Source organism: uncultured Veillonella sp., assembly GCF_963551295.1.
GTDB lineage: Bacteria > Bacillota > Negativicutes > Veillonellales > Veillonellaceae > Veillonella.
The window spans coordinates 1-20,724 of the sequence record NZ_CAUVFT010000009.1 but is presented as its reverse complement, the minus strand read 5'-3'; the positions used below and the strand labels follow the sequence as shown (position 1 = coordinate 20,724).

The 20,724-nt window shown below is 41.2% G+C and carries 27 protein-coding genes and 6 tRNA genes; all 33 read left to right on the top strand.

Annotation, left to right across the window (positions count from 1 at the left end; genetic code table 11):
- The first annotated feature begins 13 nt into the window (after window positions 1–13).
- The 33 genes from rplE to RYO55_RS03580 all read left to right on the top strand — a co-directional run bounded on the left by rplE (window position 14) and on the right by RYO55_RS03580 (window position 20,667).
- A complete protein-coding gene (gene rplE / locus RYO55_RS03740) occupies window positions 14–553 on the top strand; it encodes a 50S ribosomal protein L5 (protein ID WP_004695119.1) in 540 nt (179 codons plus the stop codon).
- Window positions 554–569: 16 nt separating this feature from the next.
- Window positions 570–839: a 30S ribosomal protein S14 gene (gene rpsN, locus RYO55_RS03735; RefSeq protein WP_004695122.1), complete on the top strand. Its 270-nt coding sequence runs from the start codon at window positions 570–572 to the stop codon at window positions 837–839.
- A gap of 27 nt (window positions 840–866) precedes the next feature.
- Window positions 867–1,253 carry a 30S ribosomal protein S8 gene (rpsH, locus tag RYO55_RS03730; RefSeq protein WP_004695128.1) on the top strand — a complete coding sequence of 129 codons (387 nt, stop codon included), beginning with the start codon at window positions 867–869 and terminating at the stop codon, window positions 1,251–1,253.
- Between the two features lie 24 nt (window positions 1,254–1,277).
- A complete protein-coding gene (rplF, locus tag RYO55_RS03725; RefSeq protein WP_004695131.1) occupies window positions 1,278–1,823 on the top strand; it encodes a 50S ribosomal protein L6 in 546 nt (181 codons plus the stop codon).
- 17 nt (window positions 1,824–1,840) lie between these two features.
- Window positions 1,841–2,221 carry a 50S ribosomal protein L18 gene (gene rplR / locus RYO55_RS03720; RefSeq protein ID WP_005385510.1) on the top strand — a complete coding sequence of 127 codons (381 nt, stop codon included), beginning with the start codon at window positions 1,841–1,843 and terminating at the stop codon, window positions 2,219–2,221.
- An 18-nt stretch (window positions 2,222–2,239) separates the two neighbouring features.
- Window positions 2,240–2,743 (top strand): 30S ribosomal protein S5, encoded by a 504-nt coding sequence (rpsE, locus tag RYO55_RS03715; protein ID WP_004695136.1) that lies wholly within the window; start codon window positions 2,240–2,242, stop codon window positions 2,741–2,743.
- A gap of 14 nt (window positions 2,744–2,757) precedes the next feature.
- On the top strand, window positions 2,758–2,937 hold the full coding sequence (gene rpmD / locus RYO55_RS03710; RefSeq protein WP_004695138.1) for a 50S ribosomal protein L30: 180 nt from the start codon (window positions 2,758–2,760) through the stop codon (window positions 2,935–2,937).
- A 22-nt stretch (window positions 2,938–2,959) separates the two neighbouring features.
- Entirely contained in the window at window positions 2,960–3,406 is a 447-nt protein-coding gene (gene rplO, locus RYO55_RS03705; RefSeq protein ID WP_004695141.1) for a 50S ribosomal protein L15, read from the top strand.
- A 1-nt stretch (window position 3,407) separates the two neighbouring features.
- Window positions 3,408–4,670: a preprotein translocase subunit SecY gene (gene secY, locus RYO55_RS03700; protein ID WP_012864761.1), complete on the top strand. Its 1,263-nt coding sequence runs from the start codon at window positions 3,408–3,410 to the stop codon at window positions 4,668–4,670.
- A gap of 12 nt (window positions 4,671–4,682) precedes the next feature.
- Window positions 4,683–5,246 (top strand): adenylate kinase, encoded by a 564-nt coding sequence (locus RYO55_RS03695; RefSeq protein WP_004695145.1) that lies wholly within the window; start codon window positions 4,683–4,685, stop codon window positions 5,244–5,246.
- A gap of 3 nt (window positions 5,247–5,249) precedes the next feature.
- Entirely contained in the window at window positions 5,250–6,020 is a 771-nt protein-coding gene (gene map, locus RYO55_RS03690) for a type I methionyl aminopeptidase (protein WP_008602519.1), read from the top strand.
- 22 nt (window positions 6,021–6,042) lie between these two features.
- Entirely contained in the window at window positions 6,043–6,261 is a 219-nt protein-coding gene (gene infA / locus RYO55_RS03685) for a translation initiation factor IF-1 (protein ID WP_004695147.1), read from the top strand.
- A gap of 26 nt (window positions 6,262–6,287) precedes the next feature.
- On the top strand, window positions 6,288–6,401 hold the full coding sequence (gene rpmJ, locus RYO55_RS03680) for a 50S ribosomal protein L36 (RefSeq protein ID WP_004695148.1): 114 nt from the start codon (window positions 6,288–6,290) through the stop codon (window positions 6,399–6,401).
- 23 nt (window positions 6,402–6,424) lie between these two features.
- Complete coding sequence (gene rpsM, locus RYO55_RS03675) at window positions 6,425–6,793, top strand: 30S ribosomal protein S13 (RefSeq protein ID WP_004695149.1); 369 nt, start codon at window positions 6,425–6,427, stop codon at window positions 6,791–6,793.
- A gap of 19 nt (window positions 6,794–6,812) precedes the next feature.
- A complete protein-coding gene (gene rpsK, locus RYO55_RS03670) occupies window positions 6,813–7,202 on the top strand; it encodes a 30S ribosomal protein S11 (RefSeq protein WP_004695151.1) in 390 nt (129 codons plus the stop codon).
- A gap of 70 nt (window positions 7,203–7,272) precedes the next feature.
- Entirely contained in the window at window positions 7,273–8,277 is a 1,005-nt protein-coding gene (locus RYO55_RS03665; RefSeq protein ID WP_008602523.1) for a DNA-directed RNA polymerase subunit alpha, read from the top strand.
- A 12-nt stretch (window positions 8,278–8,289) separates the two neighbouring features.
- Window positions 8,290–8,625, top strand: coding sequence for a 50S ribosomal protein L17 (gene rplQ, locus RYO55_RS03660; RefSeq protein ID WP_004695155.1), 336 nt, complete (start codon window positions 8,290–8,292; stop codon window positions 8,623–8,625).
- A gap of 283 nt (window positions 8,626–8,908) precedes the next feature.
- Window positions 8,909–9,817 (top strand): energy-coupling factor transporter ATPase, encoded by a 909-nt coding sequence (locus RYO55_RS03655; RefSeq protein WP_287531453.1) that lies wholly within the window; start codon window positions 8,909–8,911, stop codon window positions 9,815–9,817.
- A complete protein-coding gene (locus RYO55_RS03650; RefSeq protein ID WP_295813875.1) occupies window positions 9,817–10,677 on the top strand; it encodes an energy-coupling factor transporter ATPase in 861 nt (286 codons plus the stop codon). Before RYO55_RS03655 ends, RYO55_RS03650 begins: the two co-directional genes overlap by 1 nt.
- The gene (locus RYO55_RS03645; RefSeq protein ID WP_308521880.1) at window positions 10,667–11,470 is read left to right on the top strand and encodes an energy-coupling factor transporter transmembrane component T; all 804 of its coding nucleotides are present in this window, start codon (window positions 10,667–10,669) and stop codon (window positions 11,468–11,470) included. Before RYO55_RS03650 ends, RYO55_RS03645 begins: the two co-directional genes overlap by 11 nt.
- Window positions 11,467–12,252: a tRNA pseudouridine(38-40) synthase TruA gene (truA, locus tag RYO55_RS03640; RefSeq protein WP_314984223.1), complete on the top strand. Its 786-nt coding sequence runs from the start codon at window positions 11,467–11,469 to the stop codon at window positions 12,250–12,252. The genes RYO55_RS03645 and truA overlap by 4 nt, the downstream gene beginning before the upstream one ends.
- A 297-nt stretch (window positions 12,253–12,549) precedes the next feature.
- The gene (locus RYO55_RS03635) at window positions 12,550–14,301 is read left to right on the top strand and encodes a 2-oxoacid:acceptor oxidoreductase subunit alpha (RefSeq protein ID WP_004698101.1); all 1,752 of its coding nucleotides are present in this window, start codon (window positions 12,550–12,552) and stop codon (window positions 14,299–14,301) included.
- 1 nt (window position 14,302) lies between these two features.
- Window positions 14,303–15,175 carry a 2-oxoacid:ferredoxin oxidoreductase subunit beta gene (locus tag RYO55_RS03630; RefSeq protein WP_302498862.1) on the top strand — a complete coding sequence of 291 codons (873 nt, stop codon included), beginning with the start codon at window positions 14,303–14,305 and terminating at the stop codon, window positions 15,173–15,175.
- 204 nt (window positions 15,176–15,379) lie between these two features.
- Window positions 15,380–16,726 (top strand): MATE family efflux transporter, encoded by a 1,347-nt coding sequence (locus RYO55_RS03625; RefSeq protein ID WP_314984222.1) that lies wholly within the window; start codon window positions 15,380–15,382, stop codon window positions 16,724–16,726.
- 107 nt (window positions 16,727–16,833) lie between these two features.
- On the top strand, window positions 16,834–17,721 hold the full coding sequence (locus RYO55_RS03620; RefSeq protein ID WP_270279417.1) for a prephenate dehydrogenase/arogenate dehydrogenase family protein: 888 nt from the start codon (window positions 16,834–16,836) through the stop codon (window positions 17,719–17,721).
- Window positions 17,722–17,843: 122 nt separating this feature from the next.
- A complete protein-coding gene (cobT, locus tag RYO55_RS03615) occupies window positions 17,844–18,881 on the top strand; it encodes a nicotinate-nucleotide--dimethylbenzimidazole phosphoribosyltransferase (RefSeq protein WP_302498864.1) in 1,038 nt (345 codons plus the stop codon).
- Window positions 18,878–19,996, top strand: a complete 1,119-nt coding sequence (locus RYO55_RS03610; RefSeq protein WP_314984218.1) for a nicotinate-nucleotide--dimethylbenzimidazole phosphoribosyltransferase — start codon at window positions 18,878–18,880, stop codon at window positions 19,994–19,996. Before cobT ends, RYO55_RS03610 begins: the two co-directional genes overlap by 4 nt.
- A gap of 199 nt (window positions 19,997–20,195) precedes the next feature.
- A tRNA-Gly gene (locus RYO55_RS03605) sits at window positions 20,196–20,270 on the top strand.
- Between the two features lie 5 nt (window positions 20,271–20,275).
- Window positions 20,276–20,351 (top strand) — tRNA-Asn (locus RYO55_RS03600).
- Between the two features lie 3 nt (window positions 20,352–20,354).
- Window positions 20,355–20,430: transfer RNA gene (locus tag RYO55_RS03595), tRNA-Lys, on the top strand.
- Between the two features lie 5 nt (window positions 20,431–20,435).
- Window positions 20,436–20,510, top strand: a tRNA-Glu gene (locus RYO55_RS03590).
- Between the two features lie 3 nt (window positions 20,511–20,513).
- Window positions 20,514–20,589 (top strand) — tRNA-Val (locus tag RYO55_RS03585).
- Between the two features lie 3 nt (window positions 20,590–20,592).
- Window positions 20,593–20,667, top strand: a tRNA-Gly gene (locus RYO55_RS03580).
- The last annotated feature ends 57 nt before the right edge of the window (window positions 20,668–20,724 follow it).

The following is a 20,724-nucleotide window of genomic DNA, read 5'->3' as shown; positions in this document are numbered from 1 at the left end:
AGGAGCTACATAAATGTCTCGTTTGTTTGAACAATACAACTCTGAAATCAAAAAGAGTATGCAAGAAAAATTCCAATACGGCAACGTAATGGAAATTCCTAAATTGGAAAAAATCGTTATCAACATCGGCGTAGGTGATGCAGTAGGTAATGCAAAAGCATTGGAAGCAGCAGTTAATGACTTGACTATCATTGCTGGTCAAAAACCTGTCATCACAAAAGCTAAAAAATCCATTGCGAACTTCAAAGTTCGTGAAGGCATGGCGTTGGGTACAAAAGTTACTCTTCGTGGCGAACGCATGTATGAATTCCTTGATAGATTGATCAATGCGGCATTACCTCGTGTACGTGACTTCCGCGGTATCAGCGCTACTGCATTCGATGGCCGTGGTAACTACGCTTTGGGTCTTAAAGAACAGCTCATCTTCCCTGAAATCGAATATGATCAGGTAGAACGTGTTACTGGTATGGATATCATTATCGTAACAAGTGCTAAGACAGATGAAGAAGCTCGTGAATTGTTGACTCAATTCGGTATGCCTTTTGAAAAATAATAGGAGGAACATATAGATGGCTAAAAAATCTATGATTGAACGCGAAAAGAAACGCGCTAAAATCGTTGAAAAATATGCAGCTAAACGTGAAGCGTTAAAAGCAGCAGGTGATTATGAAGGCTTATCCAAATTACCAGCAAATGCATCCCCAACACGCTTGCACAACCGTTGCAACTTAACTGGTCGTCCTCACGGCTATATGCGTAAATTCGGTATCAGCCGTATTGCGTTCCGTGAATTGGCGTACAAAGGACAAATTCCTGGTGTTAAAAAAGCCAGCTGGTAATATTAGACGAGAGGAGGTTTTTAGATTATGGTAATGACCGATCCTATCGCGGATATGCTTACGCGCATCCGTAATGCAAACGCTGCACTTCATGAAACGGTAAACATTCCTGCATCTAGAATGAAAGCAGCCGTTCTTGACATCCTTTTACAAGAAGGCTTTGTAAAGAACGTTGAAAAAGAAGAAAACACTTTAAAAGTAACTTTGAAATATGGTTCCAATAACGAGAAAGTTATTACAGGAATTAAACGTATTTCCAAACCAGGTTTACGTGTTTACGCGAAAAAGGAAGAACTTCCTCGTGTACTTGGTGGTTTGGGTATCGCAGTTATTTCTACGTCCAAAGGCGTTATGAGCGACAAACAAGCTCGTAAAGAAGGTCTTGGTGGCGAAGTAATCGCATACGTTTGGTAATAGTAGCAATAGGAGGTAGAAATAATGTCACGTATCGGTAGAATGCCTATCGAGATTCCTGCAGGCGTTACTGTTACATATGATAACCATCATATGAACGTAAAAGGCCCTAAAGGTGAATTATCTCGCGATTTGCATCCAGATATGAATATCACTGTAGAAGGTAACACAATCACAGTAACTCGTCCTTCTGACGATAAAAATCATCGTTCCCTTCACGGTTTGACTCGCGCTCTTGTTGCTAATATGGTAACAGGCGTATCTGAAGGATTTACAAAAACTCTTGAAATCAACGGTGTTGGTTACAGAGCGGCTAAACAAGGCAATAAATTAGCTCTTACACTTGGCTTCTCTCATCCAGTAGAAATGGAAGCTCCAGCTGGTATTACAATCGACGTTCCAGCTCCTAACAAAATCGTCGTGTCTGGTGCAGACAAAGAAGTTGTAGGTGCAGTAGCAGCTGATATCCGTAAATGGAGAAAACCTGAACCTTACAAAGGTAAAGGTATCCGCTATGAAGGCGAAGTTGTTCGTCGCAAAGCTGGTAAAGCTGGTGCAAAAGGTAAATAGTAATATCATCTATATGAATGAAAGGAGTGAATATCTTGCCTCGTAAATCTAGTAGAAATATCGCTCGAGCAAAACGTCATCTTCGTATCCGCCGTCACATCTCTGGTACGGCAACTTGCCCACGTTTGAACGTTTACCGTTCTTTGAGCAACATTTACGCACAAGTAATCGATGACGTAGCAGGTACAACTTTGGTTGCTGCTAGCTCTTTAGATAAAGATTTGAACTTATCCTATGGTGGTAACGTAGCTGCTGCTAAAGCTGTTGGTGAAGCAGTTGCTAAAAAAGCTATCGCTAAAGGCATTGACACTGTAGTGTTTGACCGTGGTGGTTACATTTACCACGGCCGCGTAGCAGCCCTTGCAGAAGGTGCTCGTGAAGCAGGCTTAAAATTCTAAGAAGGAGGAACTATAGACATGGCGAGAATTGACTACACCAGTCTTGATCTTAAAGAAAGAGTAGTATTCATCAACCGCGTAGCCAAAGTAGTTAAAGGCGGTCGTCGTTTTTCCTTCAGCGCTCTTGTAGTTGTTGGTGATGGCAACGGTTATGTAGGCGTTGGCTTAGGTAAAGCAGCGGAAGTACCAGAAGCAATTCGCAAAGGTATTGATGATGCTAAGAAAAATATTGTAAACGTAGCAATTAAAAATGGTACAATCCCTCACAGCGTAACAGGCGTATTCGGTGCAGGCCGCGTATTCTTGAAACCAGCTGCTGAAGGTACTGGCGTTATCGCTGGTGGCCCTGTTCGTGCCGTATTGGAATTAGTAGGTGTTCGTAACATCTTGACTAAATCTTTGGGCTCTTCTAACCCTAACAATATGGTTCGTGCTACAATCGAAGGTTTGAAAGATTTGAAACGCGCTAGCGAAGTTGCTGAACTTCGTGGTAAAACCGTTGAAGAAATCTATAACGCGTAATAAGGAGACAAGAAATGGCACAAGTTAAAGTAACATTAACAAGAAGCTTAATCGGTCGTCCTGAAGATCAACGCGCGACAGTTAAAGCTTTGGGCTTGAAAAAAACTAATTCTCAAGTCGTAAAAGAAGTGACACCTCAAATCGAAGGTATGCTTCACAAAGTTAGACATTTAGTAAAAGTTGAAGAAGTTTAATACTGATAAGGAGGTGCACTGAATGAAACTTCATGAATTACAACCAGCAGCTGGTTCTAAAAAAACTCGTACTCGTGTAGGCCGTGGTTTAGGTTCTGGCTTGGGTAAAACATCTGGTCGTGGTCAAAAAGGTCAAAACTCCCGTTCTGGCGGTGGCGTTCGCTCCGGTTTTGAAGGCGGCCAAATGCCTCTTTATCGTCGTTTACCAAAACGCGGTTTCAACAACAGCGTTTTTGCTAAACAATATGCTGAAGTTAACGTAGCACAATTAAATCGTTTTGAAGATGGTGCAACAGTTGATCCAGTAGCTCTTATTGAAGCTGGCATTTTGAAAAATGTACGCGATGGTATTCGTATTTTAGGTAACGGTACATTGGAAACTAAAAACTTGACTGTTATCGCTAATGGCTTCACTAAAGCTGCTGAAGAAAAAATCACAGCAGCAGGCGGAAAAGTTGAGGTGATCTAGGGTGCTAGATAGCCTCTCGAACATCTTTAAGATTACTGAGTTACGTAACAAGATTTTGTACACATTGATGATGTTTGCTGTGTTTAGAGCCGGCATTCACATCCCAGTACCAGGTGTAGATGCATCTGTTATTGAATCCTTGTTTACATCCGGTAACCTATTTGGTCTATTAGACTTGTTTGCTGGTGGTGCGCTAAGTAAGTTCTCTATCTTTGCGATGAGTATTACCCCTTACATTAATGCTTCCATCATCATGCAACTGCTTCAGTCTGTAGTTCCTCAGTTTGAAGCATGGAGTAAAGATGGTGAAGACGGGCGTAAGAAAATAGCGAAGGTAACTCGTTATGGCACCGTAGTCCTTGGCTTTGTACAAGCCGCTGGTATGGCATTTGCTCTTAGAGCAAATAACGCTTTGGTAAATAATGATTTCCTTAGCGTATTTGTTGTGGCCATCATCCTCACAGCAGGCACATGTTTATTGATGTGGATTGGTGAGCAAATCACAGCATATGGTATAGGTAATGGTATTTCCTTGATCATCTTTGCTGGTATCGTAGCTCGATTGCCAGATGGTCTCGAAACTATTTATCAATATATCCAAAACGGAACCATTAACATGTTCCAAGCATTCTTATTTGCTGTAATTGCACTTGCGATGATCGCTGTCGTAGTGGCAGTTACACAAGGCCAACGTCGCATTCCTATCCAATACGCAAAACGCGTAGTAGGGCGTAAAATGTACGGTGGTCACTCTACATTCTTGCCGTTGAAAGTCAATCAGGCGGGTGTAATCCCAATTATCTTTGCGTCATCTGTGTTGATGTTCCCTGTAACAATTGCACAATTTATTGACAATGAATTTGTTCATAAAGTTGCTGATTTATTTACATGGGGGACGCCGTTACAAACGGCATTGTATGCGATATTGATCTTTATCTTTACGTATTTCTATACTGCAATCTCTATCAACATTACAGATATGGCAGATAATATGAAAAAATACGGTGGTTTTATCCCAGGTATTCGTGCGGGTAAACCAACTGCTGATTATGTGGATAACGTGATGACCAAGATCACTTTGGCTGGCGCTGTATTCTTAGCTGTCGTTGCTATTATACCGAATTTCCTCGGTAGTATAACCGGCGTCCAAGGCGTATACTTTGGTGGTACGGCTCTTCTCATCGTTGTAGGTGTAGCACTTGATACAATGCAACAAATTGAGTCGCTCATGGTAACACGCCACTATAAAGGCTTTGTGAAATAGGAGGGAAACAATATGTATATTCTATTAATGGGACCTCCTGGTGCTGGTAAAGGCACTCAGGCAGCTCGACTTATTGAAAAATACGGTATTCCCCAAATTTCAACAGGTGATATGTTCCGCGCTGCGATTAAGAACGAAACACCTCTTGGAGTTGAGGCTAAGAAATACATCGATGCCGGTCAATTGGTACCAGACAGTGTAACTGTTGGTATCGTACGTGATCGCTTGGTGAAAGATGACTGCAAATCTGGATTTATTCTTGATGGATTCCCAAGAACTACAGCGCAAGCTGTATCCTTGGATGCAATCCTTAAAGAATTAGGAATTTCTTTGGACGCTGTACTTAACTTAAACGTTCCTTCCGAGGAATTGGTTAAACGTATTAGCGAACGAGCTGTTCTAGAAAATCGTGCTGATGATAACCCTGAAACAGTACAGAAACGTCTAGCTGTGTACGAAGAATCTACTAAACCATTAATTGATTACTATCGCAATAGCGGATTGTATCAAGAAATCAATGGTTTACAAGATGTAGACGCAGTATTTGCTGACATCATTAAGGCGTTGGAGAAATAATCTATGATTATTTTAAAATCGCCCCATGAGATTGAATGTATCCGCAAGGCAAGTAAGCTTACAGCAGACACGTTGTCCTTGTTAGTAGAAAAGGCTAAACCTGGCATCACGACGCTTGAGTTAGATACAATTGCCGAAGAATATATTCGCAGCCACGGTGGTATACCAAGTTGTAAAGGGTACTATGGATTCCCCGCTACAATCTGTGCTTCTATTAACGAAGAAGTCGTTCATGGTATTCCGAGCGCTAAGCGTAAGCTTAAAAACGGCGATGTCCTCAGTATTGATCTCGTATCATCTATTGATGGATATCACGGCGATTCGGCTGTGACGATTCCTATTGGTCACGTCAAACCCGATGTGATGAAATTGTTAAAAGTTACAGAGGAAAGTCTGTTCAAGGGAATTGAACAAGTGAAAGTCGGTAACCGTATTGGTGCTATCGGTCACGCTGTTCAAACGTATTGTGAGAAACATGGTTACGGTGTCGTACGCGACTTCGTAGGGCATGGTTTAGGCCGCGAAATGCATGAAGATCCGCAAATACCAAACTATGGTAGTCCTGATCAAGGACCTCTTATGAAACCAGGTATGGTATTGTGTATTGAACCGATGATAACTCTAGGGACACATCGTGTTCGTGTATTAGGGGATGACTGGACAGCAGTTACAGTAGATGGTAAACCTGCTGCTCATTTCGAACATACAGTGGTTGTTACAGAAAACGGCCCTGAAATATTAACTATGCGGGAAGAACCGCGGTTAATTAAATAAACAGGTAACCGGAGGAAAAGATATGTCAAAAGAAGACGTTATTGAGGTGGAAGGTACGGTCGTTGAGGCATTACCGAATGCCATGTTCCAAGTTGAATTGGAAAATGGTCATATCGTATTGGCTCATGTGTCAGGTAAAATGCGTATGAATTTTATCCGTATTCTTCCTGGTGATAAAGTTACTATGGAACTGACACCGTATGACTTAAATCGTGGTCGCATCACCTATCGCTTTAAATAAGCATAGGGTCCACAAAGGAGGTACTAATGAAGGTTCAACCATCAGTTAAAAAGATATGCGAAAAATGTAAAATCATTAAACGCAAAGGCCGTGTAATGGTTATTTGCGAAAATCCAAAACATAAACAAAAACAAGGATAATCTGATAGGAGGTGGATGATTAGATGGCACGTATCGCCGGTGTAGATTTACCTCGTGATAAACGAGTGGAAATTGGTTTAACTTATATTTATGGTATTGGTCCAACTTTAGCATCTGAAATTATTGCTAAAACTGGCATCAATCCTGACACACGCGTTCGCGATCTTTCTGAAGATGAAGTAGCGAAAATCCGTGAATTGTTAGATGCTGATTACAAAGTAGAAGGTGACCTTCGTCGTGAAGAAGCTCTTAACATTAAACGCTTAATTGAAATCAACTCCTATCGAGGCAAACGTCATCGTATGGGTTTACCACTTCGTGGTCAACGTACTAAAACGAATGCACGTACTCGCAAAGGTCCTAGAAAAGCAATTGCTGGTAAAAAGAAATAAGATAAAGGAGGGATAAAGCGTGGCTAAAAAAGTTGTTAGAACTAAAAGAAAAGAAAAGAAACATATTGAATCCGGTGCGGCTCATATTCGTTCTACATTCAATAACACTATCGTAACTTTGACAGATACAAACGGTAATGCGTTGTCTTGGGCTTCCGCTGGTGGCTTGGGCTTCCGTGGTTCTCGTAAATCCACTCCATTTGCTGCTCAAATGGCTGCTGAACAAGCTGCTAAAGCTGCAATGGAACATGGTCTTCGCACTGTTGAAGTATTCGTAAAAGGTCCTGGATCCGGCCGTGAAGCTGCAATCCGTGCTTTACAAGCTGCAGGTCTTGAAGTTACTTCCATTAAAGACGTAACTCCAATTCCTCACAATGGTTGTCGCCCTCCAAAACGCCGTCGTGTATAATTTATAGTGACCGATATGATACGGTGCTATAATTAACTATGAACGTGTGTTATATAGGAGGATGTTCCTGATGAGCGAAGAAAAGAAACTTAAAATCGAGAAAGTGGACATCGCCGATGGCGGTCGTTATGGTAAGTTCGTATGTGAACCATTAGATCGTGGTTATGGGATCACTCTCGGTAATAGCTTACGCAGAATTTTGCTTTCATCCTTGGATGGGGCAGCTATCACCTCTATCAAAATTGATGGAGTTCTTCATGAATTCTCTACTATTCCTGGTATTCGCGAAGACGTTACGGATATCATCCTTAACTTAAAGCAATTGTGCATCAAAGTTGAAGAAGAAGCACAATTACCTTTGGAAGTTCATTTCGACTTCCAAAAGGATGGAATATTGACAGCTACTGATTTAGCTGAACAATTCCCGCCAGAGGTAGAAGTATTGAATCCTGAACTCGTGATTGCGACAATGGATGAGACAGCTCATCTCGTAATGGACGTAGTAATCGAACGAGGTAAAGGCTATGTTCCTTCAACGAAGAATAAAAAAGATACTGATGTTATTGGTTGTATTCCAATCGATTCCATCTTCTCTCCAATTCTTCGTGCTAAATACGAAGTGAGTGATGTTCGTGTAGGCAATGAAATGGACTTCGACAAGCTTACATTAGAAGTTTGGACTGATGGCTCCATTACTGCTGCTGATGCAGTGGCAAAATCTGCTGCCATTATGATTGGTTATTTAGGGAACTTCACTAAATTAGCGCATTCTGCAGATGTTGTAGATGTAAACACTGGTGAAGGCGGTATCGTTATAGATCCAGTAGGTTCCGATAATGAAGAACCAGCTGTAGATGACGGCCCAGCAAAGATTTCCATCGACGAGTTGGAACTCTCTGTTCGTGCGTATAACTGCTTGAAACGTGCTGGCATTAATACAATTGCAGATTTGCTAGACAAAACCATTGATGACTTAGGAAAAGTTCGCAACTTAGGTAAAAAATCTATCGATGAAATTGAGGAAAAACTCAATAATCACCCAGGTGGTTTTCAACTTAAACAAAAAGGCGAATAAGGAGGAAGACGAATGTACAGAAAATTAGGCCGCGACAGCTCCGCTCGTAAAGCGTTGTTCCGTAGCATGTTAACATCTTTCTTCCAATATGAGCGTATTGAAACGACTGAAGCTAAAGCGAAAGAACTTCGTTCTTTAGCTGATCAAATGGTAACTTTGGCTAAACGTGGTGATCTTCATGCACGTCGCCAAGTTCTTGCATACCTCATGGATGAAAGTGTAGTAAAAAAATTGTTTGATACAATTGCTCCAAAATATGCAGACCGCCAAGGTGGTTACACTCGTGTAATCAAAACTGGTCTCCGCAAAGGTGACGCTGCACCTTTGGCTATTATCGAGTTAGTTTAATCAAACTCATACGGTGTTGTAACTTACGTTGCAGCACCGTTTTTTTATTGTCAATTTTATGGTACAATCGACTAGTATAATATCGTAATATGTTAGCAGTTATCGTAAATAATGAATATGTATTGTCAACTTTTTGCATAAAATCTAAGACATTATTAAATTCCAGTTCTATCAATAGGATAAATTGAAATAAGGTAATCATGCACAGCATGAGTATGATAGATGATGCAAATGGTTCTACTTTCATAGAAACGAAATTGACTAGAAAGATATGAGGTTATCCATGAATGAACAAGACATTATGATTGAGGTCAATCATATGAGTCATATTTATACTGATGAAAACGGCAATGATGTACGTGCCTTAGACGATGTGAGTCTATCCATTAAGCACGGCGAATTTGTTTGTATCATCGGTACTAATGGCAGTGGTAAAAGTACGCTTGCCAAGCATTTTAATGTGCTATTACAACCTAGCGAAGGATATATCAACGTGTGTGGTTTTGATACGCGAGATGAAGCGCATATTTGGGAGATTCGCCAACATGTGGGGATGGTATTTCAAAATCCTGATAACCAAATTGTAGCGGCCGTCGTAGAAGAGGACGTTGCCTTTGGTCCAGAAAACTTAGGTATTCCTAGTGCAGAAATTAGACAACGTGTCGATGCAGCGTTAGCCGCTGTTAATATGACTGAATATAGAGAACATGGGCCCCATTTATTATCGGGTGGACAAAAACAACGTATTGCTATCGCAGGTGTATTAGCGATGAAGCCTGATTGCATTGTTCTTGATGAACCAACAGCGATGCTCGACCCCAAAGGTCGTCGTGAGGTTCTTGAAACAGTTCATAAGCTCAATAAAGAAGAAGGTATTACCATTGTATATATTACACACTTTATGGAGGAAGCTGTTACGGCAGACCGCGTTGTGGTTATGAAAAATGGTGTGAAATTACATGATGGTACGCCTCGTGAAATCTTTAGCCATGTAGATACCTTAAAAGGTCTGGGCCTCGATGTACCGGTGGCATCAGAAATTGCTTTTAAACTGAATGCTAAAGGGTATGAAGTTGGTAAGAGTATCATTAATAATGAAGAGTTAGCAAAGGGCCTTAAAGGCTCAAAGTTAGGCAAGCAATTATCCGCTATACACTCAACAGATGCTTCAAGAGGGGAGGAAACCCACTAATGGCGATCGTATTAGATAATATTACATATACTTACGGCATGGGTACTCCTTTTGAAAAGACTGCACTTCGTGGTGTATCTCTTACCATTGAAAATGGGGAGTTTTTAGGTGTTATCGGTCATACTGGTTCCGGTAAATCTACCTTTGTACAGCATCTAAATGGTCTATTACATCCTACAACTGGTACCGTTACGGTCAATGGTGTAGATATTAGCGCCTCCACAGAGGAAGCTAAAAAAATGCGCCATAAGGTTGGTATGGTATTCCAATACCCAGAGCATCAATTGTTTGAAGAAACCATTGCTCAGGATATCGCCTTTGGTCCTAAAAATTTAGGGCTTAGTGCTGATGACGTAGACGAGCGTGTGCGAGATGCGATGAAGTTCGTAGGACTCGATTACGATACATATGCAGAACGTTCTCCATTTCATTTATCTGGTGGTCAAATGCGCCGCGTTGCTATTGCTGGTGTAGTGGCTATGAACCCAGATTTCCTTGTGCTTGATGAACCATCTGCTGGTCTTGATCCATTTGGACGGGAAGAAATTTTTGAAGAAATCATTCGACTTCATAAAGAAAAGGGAATAACTGTAATTCTTGTATCTCACAATATGGAAGATATTTCTCGCATGGCTTCCCGTCTCGTAGTACTCGATAAAGGGCGTGTCGTTCTTGATGGTGAGCCGATGGACATCTTTAATAATCATCGTGATGAGTTACAAGCTGTTGGTGTAGATGTTCCACCAGTGTCTGTTACCATGGAATATTTGCGTGAACAAGGCCTTGATGTATCTAATCGCGTACTGTCTGTAGATGATGCGGTACAAGCAATTCTAGAGGGAGGTAGCCATGTTAAATAACATTACTATTGGTCAATACTTCCCAGGGAATTCCTTTTTGCATCGCATGGACCCGCGAGCAAAGATTATTGCTACTACCATCTTCGTAGTGGCTATCTTCTTGGCAAATTCTCCACTAGCCTATGGCATAGTAGGTGGTTTTACCATCTTTGCAATGCTATTATCGCGTTTGCCATTACGCCTGATGTGGTCTGCTATTAAACCGCTTTGGATTATCATCGTATTTACCATGGGTATTCATATTTTTACGACGCCTGGTAATCCAATTTTCCAATGGGGAATTATTAATATTACAGATCATGGGGTGGCAATGGGCCTTCAAATGGCGGCACGATTAATCTTCTTAATCTTGTTCTCTTCTTTGTTGACCTATACCACATCACCGATTCGCTTAACTGATGGCATCGAGCACTTGCTCAATCCATTCCGTCGCATTGGTGTTCCTGCTCATGAACTAGCCATGATGATGACTATTGCGTTGCGTTTCATCCCTACCTTATTGGATGAGACAGATCGTATTATGAAAGCACAATCTGCTCGTGGTGCAGACTTTGTGACAGGCTCTATTATTCAACGAGCGAAAAACATGGTGCCACTTTTAGTGCCATTATTTATCAGTGCGTTTCGACGGGCCGATGAATTAGCTATCGCTATGGAAGCGCGTTGCTATAGAGGTGGTGTCAACCGTACGCGTATGAAGGAATTACAAGTTACCTATGTCGATTATATTGGTGTTGGCGCTGTTGTTTTGGTAACTATTGTACTTATCGCATTGTGGTGGTTAGATCTATGAGAAACATACAGATCATAGTGGCTTATGATGGTACAGATTTAGCAGGCTATCAAAAGCAACCTAATGATAAAGGCTTAACGGTACAAGGATGTTTGGAATATGGTTTATCACGTATTTGTAATGAACCCATTCAAATTTATGGTGCATCTCGTACAGATGCAGGGGTGCATGCTAAATTTCAAGTGTGTACTTTTCAAACGTCAGGGATTATACCGGTAGAAAATATCCCTCGCGCCATGATAGCTCATATTCCAAAAGATATAGTCGTTCTAGAAGCAGTAGAAATTCCATTAGACTGGAAGCCACGATGGAATATATACGGTAAAGAGTATGTATATACGATTCATAATCAGCTCATTGCAGATCCTTTGACGAAGCGGTATCATTGGCATGTGAAAAAGCCCTTAGATATTGATCGGATGCAGGCTGCAGGTAATGAACTATTAGGTACGCATGACTTTACAACCTTAAAGGGAACGAATTCAACCCCTGCTGATCCTGTAAAAACAATTCTGGGAATCCATGTTGAGGCAAAGGGGGCTCACGTAACGATTTCTGTGGTCGGTGATGGGTTCTTATATCATATGGTGCGTAATATTGCGGGACTACTCGTAGATGTCGGACTTGGTCGCCGTAAGGTGGAGGACATTAAAGGGTACTTAGTAGCTAAGGACCGCCGTGTTATAGGAAAAACTGCACCCGCTCAAGGCTTATGTTTAGAAGAAATATTCTTCACTGAGGAGCGTCAACAAGAGGTGTTACGAAATAAATATTTTAGATGATTCGAGAATAAATATTCTATATAATTTTATATAGACTCTTTTTTTGCCGTCTGAATATAAAACGATAAGCATAAATACTAAAAGGATACTACTTAAAAAGTGGTATCCTTTTTCTCTTATAATTTTTAGTTATAATACCTTAATTTATACCTATTATTATGTGAAATGATACATTGTAAACCTAAAATATACATGATACAATGACGATATAAGACAGGTTCGTACTATACATACATTAAAATAGTAAGGTAGACTCTTGTCAGCAGTGTAATTTTTATCCTAAGGAGGGTGAATCTCTTGCAAAAACGTAAAGATTTTATCTGGAAAATGGGCGGCCAACAAGGTGAAGGTATCGAGAGTTGCGGTGAAATCATGGCCACAATCCTTGCTAAAGAAGGTTACTCTTTGTATAGCCAACGTTTATTTGCATCTCGCATCAAAGGTGGTCATACTACATTCGCATTGCGCGTAGCATTGGAACAAATTATGTCCATTGGTGAAGGGGTAGACTTCTTGCTTTCCCTTGATCAAGAAACCGTTGATATGCACGGTTCCGAAGTACGCGATGGTGGATATATCATCTGTGATAGCAAAGTTAATCCAGACTTTTCTAAATTTGAAGGTACAAAGATTAATTGTTTATCTTTGCCTATCTCTGAAACAGCAATGAAACAAGGCTCCTTGTTGATGCGTAATATCGTAGCACTTGGAATGTCCGTAGCGCTTCTTGGCTTTGATACTAAGATGTTTAAAGATGCTATTACTGAGAAATTTGCAAAGAAATCCCAAGAGATTATAGATAAAAACTTGGCTGCTTTCGATGATGGTCATAGCCTTGTAATGGAAAAGTTAGGCGATGTTGAGATCGATACATTGCCAGCGCCTGGTAAGAAAGATCAAATGTTCTTATTAGGTAACGAAGCATGTGCTCTTGGTGCTATTGCTGCGGGCTCCCGTTTCATGGCATCATATCCTATTACGCCAGCATCCGAAGTTATGGAATACATGATTAAAACTATGGATAAGTTGGGCTCAACTGTTGTTCAAACAGAAGACGAAATCGCAGCATGTATGACAGCTATGGGTGGTGTATACGCAGGTGTTCGTGGCTTTACATGTACTTCTGGTCCAGGCCTTTCCTTGATGGCAGAATCCTTGTCTATGGCTTCCATGGCTGAATTGCCAATGGTTGTTATTGACGTTCAACGTTCTGGCCCATCCACTGGTATGGCTACAAAAGTTGAACAATCCGATATTGATGCAGCTTGCTACAATGCACATGGTGACTACTCTGGTATCGTAATTTCTCCAACATCTATTGAAGAATGTTTCTATGAAATTCAAAAAGCTTTCAACTTGGCAGAAATGTACCAATGTCCAGTTATCTTTATGCCTGACTTACAACAAGGTTTGAATAAACAATCCGTTCCTTCTTTCGATTTGAACCGCGTACCTATTAATCGAGGTAAAATGATGAAAGAAGCTGAGCTTCCTGAATTGGTACAACCTAACTACTTTAAACGCTTTGAATTGACTGAAGATGGCATTTCCCCTCGTACAATTCCAGGTATGAAAAATGGTCTATTCCTTTCCACAGGTTTAGAGCATAATGAAGAAGGTAAACCAGCAGAAGCGCCTACAATGCACGTAGCGCAAACTGATAAACGTTTCCGTAAATTGGAAACTGTAGCTGACAATTATGAACCATTCTTGAACAATGCTAAATACGACGAAGCGGATGTACTCGTTGTAGGTATGGCTTCTAGTCGTGGTGCTATCGAAGAAGCTGTTGCTGAATTCGATCAAGAAGGTGTTAAAGTTAACCATTTACAATTGCGCTTAATTAAACCATTCCCAGCAAAGCAATTACAACCGTTCTTTGATGCGGCGAAAAAAGTAGTTATTGTAGAACACAATAAAACTGGTCAATTGGCTAACTTATTTAAAATCAACATGCATAAGAAACATAAGATTTCTAGCTGCTTGAAATACGATGGTAATCCATTCACAAAAAGTTATGTGAAAAATGCGATTAAGGAGGTCCTATAATATGACAACAGCTAAAGATTACAGAAATGATATTCGTCCTAACTGGTGTCCAGGCTGTGGCCATTATGGGGTTCAAGCGGCGATTACTGACGCTGTAGTAGCGAAAAATATTCCACCAGAAAAATTAGCCATAATTTCCGGTATTGGTTGTTCTAGCCGTATCGGTGGCTATTTCTACGCTTATGGTGCGCATACAACTCATGGCCGTGCGCTTCCTTATGCGCAAGGCGTTAAGCTTGCTAACCAAGACCTAGAAGTTATTGCATTTTCCGGTGACGGTGATGCCTTTGCTATCGGTATGGGTCACACCATTCATGCTTTTAAACGTAATGTAAACATGACATACGTAGTAATGGATAACCATGTATATGGTTTGACTAAAGGTCAAGCATCCCCTCGTTCTGACATCGGTTTTGTTACAAAAACAACTCCTCATGGTGCGTTTGAGTCTCCATTGTCCGTTTGTGAAACTGCGATTGCAGCAGGTGCTACATTTGTAGCACAAAGCTATATGGTGAATCGTAAAGAGCTCGTTGATTTGATTCAACAAGCTATGGATCATGAGGGCTTCTCCTTCATTAATGTATTTAGCCCATGTGTTACATATAATAAACGCAATAGTTATGATTGGTTCAAAGAACACTTAGTAGCATTGCCTGAAGGTTATGACCCAACAGATCGTGCAACAGCGCTTAAAACTTTGGGTGATACTGATGGTTTGGTTACAGGCCTTATCTATCAAAATACATCTAAACCTTCCTTTGAAAAAGCAATGGCTGCAGCAAATGGCGGACCACATCCTCGTCCATTGACTGAAGATGTTGTAAAACCTGACCAAGCATTATTTGATAGTCTTTGCAATCAATTTAAATAATATTAGTATCGTACCCATTAGGTAGGATGCTGATTAAAGAAACGTGTCACCTTCGGGTGGCACGTTTTTATATGTACTATTTTATGAAAAACTATTTAGTATATTGCTTTCTGCGATTTGTCCCATGTGGTTATATAACGTGATATAATAAGGACATTGTATGATATTCATTGCAATTGTATCGTATTCATTGCAGAGGTTTTTATGAAAGCATACGAAAAGGGCCTCAGTCTATCTATCTGGACTTTGAGTTGGCCTATATTTATTGAAGTGTTCCTACAGATGCTAGTAGGTAATATAGACCAATTGATGATGAGTCACTACTCGCCTCAAGCGGTAGCAGCGGTAGCTAATGCCAATCAAATTTTAAATATCTTTATTATGCTCATCATCGTCATGAGTACAGCTACGACGATTTTGATTGCTCAATATTTAGGAGCGAGAAACCAGTCCAAGCTATCAGAAGTATGTACGGTCAGCTTAATGATGAATTTTCTCTTTTCATCTATAGCGGCAGTATTCTTTACTACTTGCCATGAATGGATCTTTACATGGCTAGGTATACCACCAGAAACGATGAGTGATACGTCGATATATACTACTATCGTTGCTGCAGGGCTACCGATACAAGCGATGTATTATGCGTTAGTAGCCGTATTTAGAGGTCACTCATTAACACGCGTTACCATGTACATTGCCCTTGTGATGAATATCATTCATATTCTAACAAACTATGTATTAATCTTTGGACATGGACCAATACCAAGTCTTGGGGTATTAGGTGTTTCTATTTCTACGTGGCTATCTAAGGTAGTAGGCCTCGTGATTATTGGTTATACTTTTAAGAAATTATTGGACTTAAAAATTAGCTTTTCATTCTTAAAACCATTTCCGTGGCATACGGTTAAATCTTTATTGCATATTAGTGTTCCTTCTGGTGGAGAAACATTGAGCTATCAATTATCTCAAACGACGATTATGAAAATGGTCAATATTTTGGGACTCGCGGTAATCAATACAAAGGTGTATGTATCTGTTATCGCCATGCTTTGTTATGTATACACCATAGCGCTATCCAATGCTTCACAAGTTATTGTAGGCTTCCTAATGGGCGCTAAACGCCAAGAGGAGGTTACTAGTCGTGTATGGAGGTCCATGTATTTAGCGATTGCTATTAGCGTAGGTCTTGCTACATTCTTCTATGTGACTAGTGATTTTGTTGTATCTGTGTTTACTTCAGATCCGGAAATCTTAGAGTTAGCACATAATGTATTACTGGTTGAGATCTTCCTTGAGTTAGGACGTGCAGTAAATATCGTTATGGTTGGTTGTTTACAGGCTGCTGGTGATATTCGTACGCCTATGCTAGTGGGAATCTTTGGCATGTGGTTATGCGCCGTGCCATTATCGTATCTATTTGGTATTTACTGGGGCTGGGGCCTTGTTGGTATATGGATTGCCATGGCCGCTGATGAAATCTTGCGAGGTGTATTGTTTGTATATCGTTGGTATAGCGGCAAATGGAGAAACAAGCATCTTATCGAAGCTTAATTTCATTCTCCCTAATTTTGATTTACAATTAGCTAAATAATAATGTAATATAACTAGCATTATATTGGAGAATAGACATTGCTAGTTTTACTTGAAAGTAGGTTTATATGAGCAAGACAGTAGGCATTATTGGCTTAGGCCTATTAGGTGGATCCTTGGCAAAGGCCTTAAAGGCATATACCGATTATGAGGTAGTAGGTTATGCACGTCGCCAAGAGGTCTGTGATGCGGCTATTCAAGATGGAGTAGTAAAAGCTGCATGGACAGAAGTTGAACCATTGATTAAACATTCTGATATCGTTGTATTCTCCTTGCCGCCTGATACAAATGCACGACTTTTTACTGAAACGGCTCATCTATTTAGACCGGGACAAGTCGTAACCGATGTATCTAGTGCGAAGGAAAATTTTGTACGAGCCGTTTATGAATCGATTCCTAAGGGGACCGTTTTCGTATCTGTCCATCCTATGGCAGGATCCGAAAAGGGTGGGTATGAAGTATCTCATAAAAACCTATTCAAAGGTATGGGCTGGATCGTGTTAGAAGATAAGGCATCTGATGTATATAGTGAAGAAGTAGCTCAAGAATTAGCTGAAATGGGTCGTGCCTTAGGGTCTCGTATTGAATTTGTCGATATCTATGCCCATGATGCATATCTTGCGATGGTTAGTCATATGCCTCATTTGTTGGCGTCCATTGTGACACAAGTTTCTGGCGGTGGTGAATTGGGCGAATTACGCATGAAATTATCTGCTGGTGGGTTCCGTGATTGTACCCGTGTTGCAGGTGGGTTACCATCTATGTGGCGTGAAATTATCTATGGAAATCGTCGTAATGTCATCGAAGGTCTTACACAAGTTGAAGCAGAAATTCAACGTGTAAAAGAGATACTTTTACAAGAGGATGACGGTCAAGAATTAGAAATCTATCTTGAACGAAGTCGCGAGATTCGAGGAAAGTTACCGTATTTAACTGGTCAAATCAAGGATAATTAAATTTGCGTAGTTTTGTATCCTATAAGAGAGTAATGTAACTGAAAAAACATGACATATAGCTAGAATCGTGTATACTATATATCGATATGAGTATGTAAATATATTATGTTAAGGGAGCTTTTATGAGTTTGTTACAAGAAACTTGTGGCGCTATTACAGGTCGCAGCTTAAAGATTGAACAACATATATTTAATAGCTGGAATGCAGAATCGCCGGTGGAACTATATGGTCGTCTTGTAGATGTTGTGGCTCAATACGGGGCGGCTACGAATCAAGAGCAGGTAACCGTGCCAAAACCATGCATGATTATTGCTTCTGCGGATCATGGCGTAGCTGATATGGGTGTCAGTGCGTATCCTAAGGAAACAACTGTTGGGATGACACAAAATTATCTAATCCCTAAAGGGGCGGGTGCTAACTCCCTAGCTAATTATTGTGGGGCCCAAATGGAAGTTATCGACATGGGGATTGATGCGGATATGAGTTGGGTTCCAGGCCTTCGAAGTCATAAACTGGGGATGGGTACAAAAAACTTTGTAGAAGAGCCGGCTATGACGCGCGAACAAGCCGTGGAGGGCATCGAAACAGGGATTCGTCTAGTAAAAGAAAAAATCGATGAAGGTTTCAACGTATTTTTGGTAGGTGAAATGGGCATATCGAATACGACAGCTAGCGCCCTTATGACTGCTAAGTTTGCAGGACTTACAGCGGAAGAGGCAACGGGACGAGGGACGAATATTTCTGATGAACGGCTCAAACTAAAACAGCGGATCGTTCATGATGTGCTAGAAAAATATAAGGATATTAGTAAGGATGATGCTCTTGGTATTTTATCGTCTGTAGGCGGTTTTGAATTTGCTTGTATTGTTGGTGTTATCTTAGGCGCTGCAGCAAATCATGGGTTAGTTATTATCGATGGATTTAATACATCGGCTTGTGCATTGGTGGCTAAAACGTTGGCTCCAAAAGCGATGGATTATGTGATGGCATCTCATTTGTCTGCTGAAAAGGCGGCGAAGTCCTCCTTAGAAAACCTAGGCTTAGAAGCGTATGTAGACTTGGGACTTTGTTTGGGGGAGGCCTCTGGCAGTTCGATACAAATGGGGATGCTAGATCTTGCGGTGCATATGTATATGGCTATTACAGGAGGTAATAAATGAGAACTTTCAAAATTGAGCCGTTAGATACACAAGCAATGGAAACATGTCGATTCCGTATTGATAATCTGACAAAGCCTATCTATAGCTTGGCTACGTTAGAAACTATAGCGGAGCGTTTTGCAGGAATTTTAAGAGACCCTAAACCAAATCATTTGCGTCAAGGTGTGCTCGTTGTGGCAGCTGATCACTTGGTAGATGGACCGCAAAATGATCAACATGGTAGTGAAAGTTATGCTGCCATAAAACGCTTTAATGAGGGAAGAACAGCTACACAAGGGGCTGCAGCTAAATTAAATGCTACGGTACATGTGGTGAATATAGGTCTAGAACAAGACACTTCTGATTTAGCAAATATTGAGCAACAGGTGATTCGGAAGGGGTCCCATTTCTTTGGTGTAGAACCTGTTATTTCTCGAGATGAATTAGACCGTGCTCTTGAGCTAGGTTTTACCTATGCAGATAAATTACATGCAGATGGACTACAAGTGGTGGCGATTGGTAACATAGGGGAGAGAGCCTTTTTAGATTCTCTCGTAACGACAGCTACTATTACAGGCTGTGCCTACAATGATATTCTCGTACACAATGAATGGGGGCCTACAGTGGATGAACGTGCTGCTCATATTCATTCCTTTGTAGATCCATTCAAGATTGCTGTTGATGATTGGTCTGCTATTAGTGAAAGTGAGCGCCGTGATGCGGTATTGCACTTGCTTCACATAGCGGGTGGTTTAGATATTGCATTTTTAACGGCCTTTATCTTAGGAGCTGCTAGCCATCGCATGGCTGTAGTCTTTGATAATATAGTAACTGGTGCAGCTGTTTTAGCGGCGGTTACCATTGAACCGCTAGTTAAGGACTATGTGTTCCCGTCGGCTGCCTATGATGAGCCTATACATGATGAACCTATACATAAGGAACAATGTCGCTTCTTAGGGGTAAAGCCTTATTTAGACTATAAACTGCTAATCGATGAAGCCTTAGGTTCTACCATGGGCCTATCTGTTATCAATGCATCTATGTATATGCTAAATGACATGAAAACCTTCGTTGAAGCGGAGGTGAGTGCAGCCGAAGATGGGGCTGGTAAAGGTAGACAAAAGAATAAAGAATAACCCGTTTTAAAGGGGATTGTACCATCTCCATTTTTCTTATGTGGGCGATGGTCTTTAAACCAATATTTACTAGCATTTTATGGAAAAACCATTGACACTATATGTGTAAATTGATATTATTATATGGCAGTCAGGACGGACTTAATTCATCCTTGACGACAGATTGATAATTATGTTATAGTAATTATCGGTTCTGTATGCGGGAATAGCTCAGCGGTAGAGCACCGCCTTGCCAAGGCGGGGGTCGCGAGTTCGAATCTCGTTTCCCGCTCCATACATTCCTCGATAGCTCAGTCGGTAGAGCAATCGGCTGTTAACCGATCGGTCGTAGGTTCGAGTCCTACTCGAGGAGCCATTTGACTCACTAGCTCAGTTGGCAGAGCACCTGACTTTTAATCAGGGTGTCCCGCGTTCGAGTCGCGGGTGAGTCACCATTTCTGGCCCGTTGGTCAAGCGGTTAAGACACCGCCCTTTCACGGCGGTATCCCGGGTTCGATTCCCGGACGGGTCACCACATGGACGATTAGCTCAGCTGGGAGAGCGCCTGCCTTACAAGCAGGATGTCGGCAGTTCGATCCTGTCATCGTCCACCATTTGCGGGAATAGCTCAGCGGTAGAGCACCGCCTTGCCAAGGCGGGGGTCGCGAGTTCGAATCTCGTTTCCCGCTCCATACATTCCTCGATAGCTCAGTCGGTAGAGCAATCGGCTGTTAACCGATCGGTCGTAG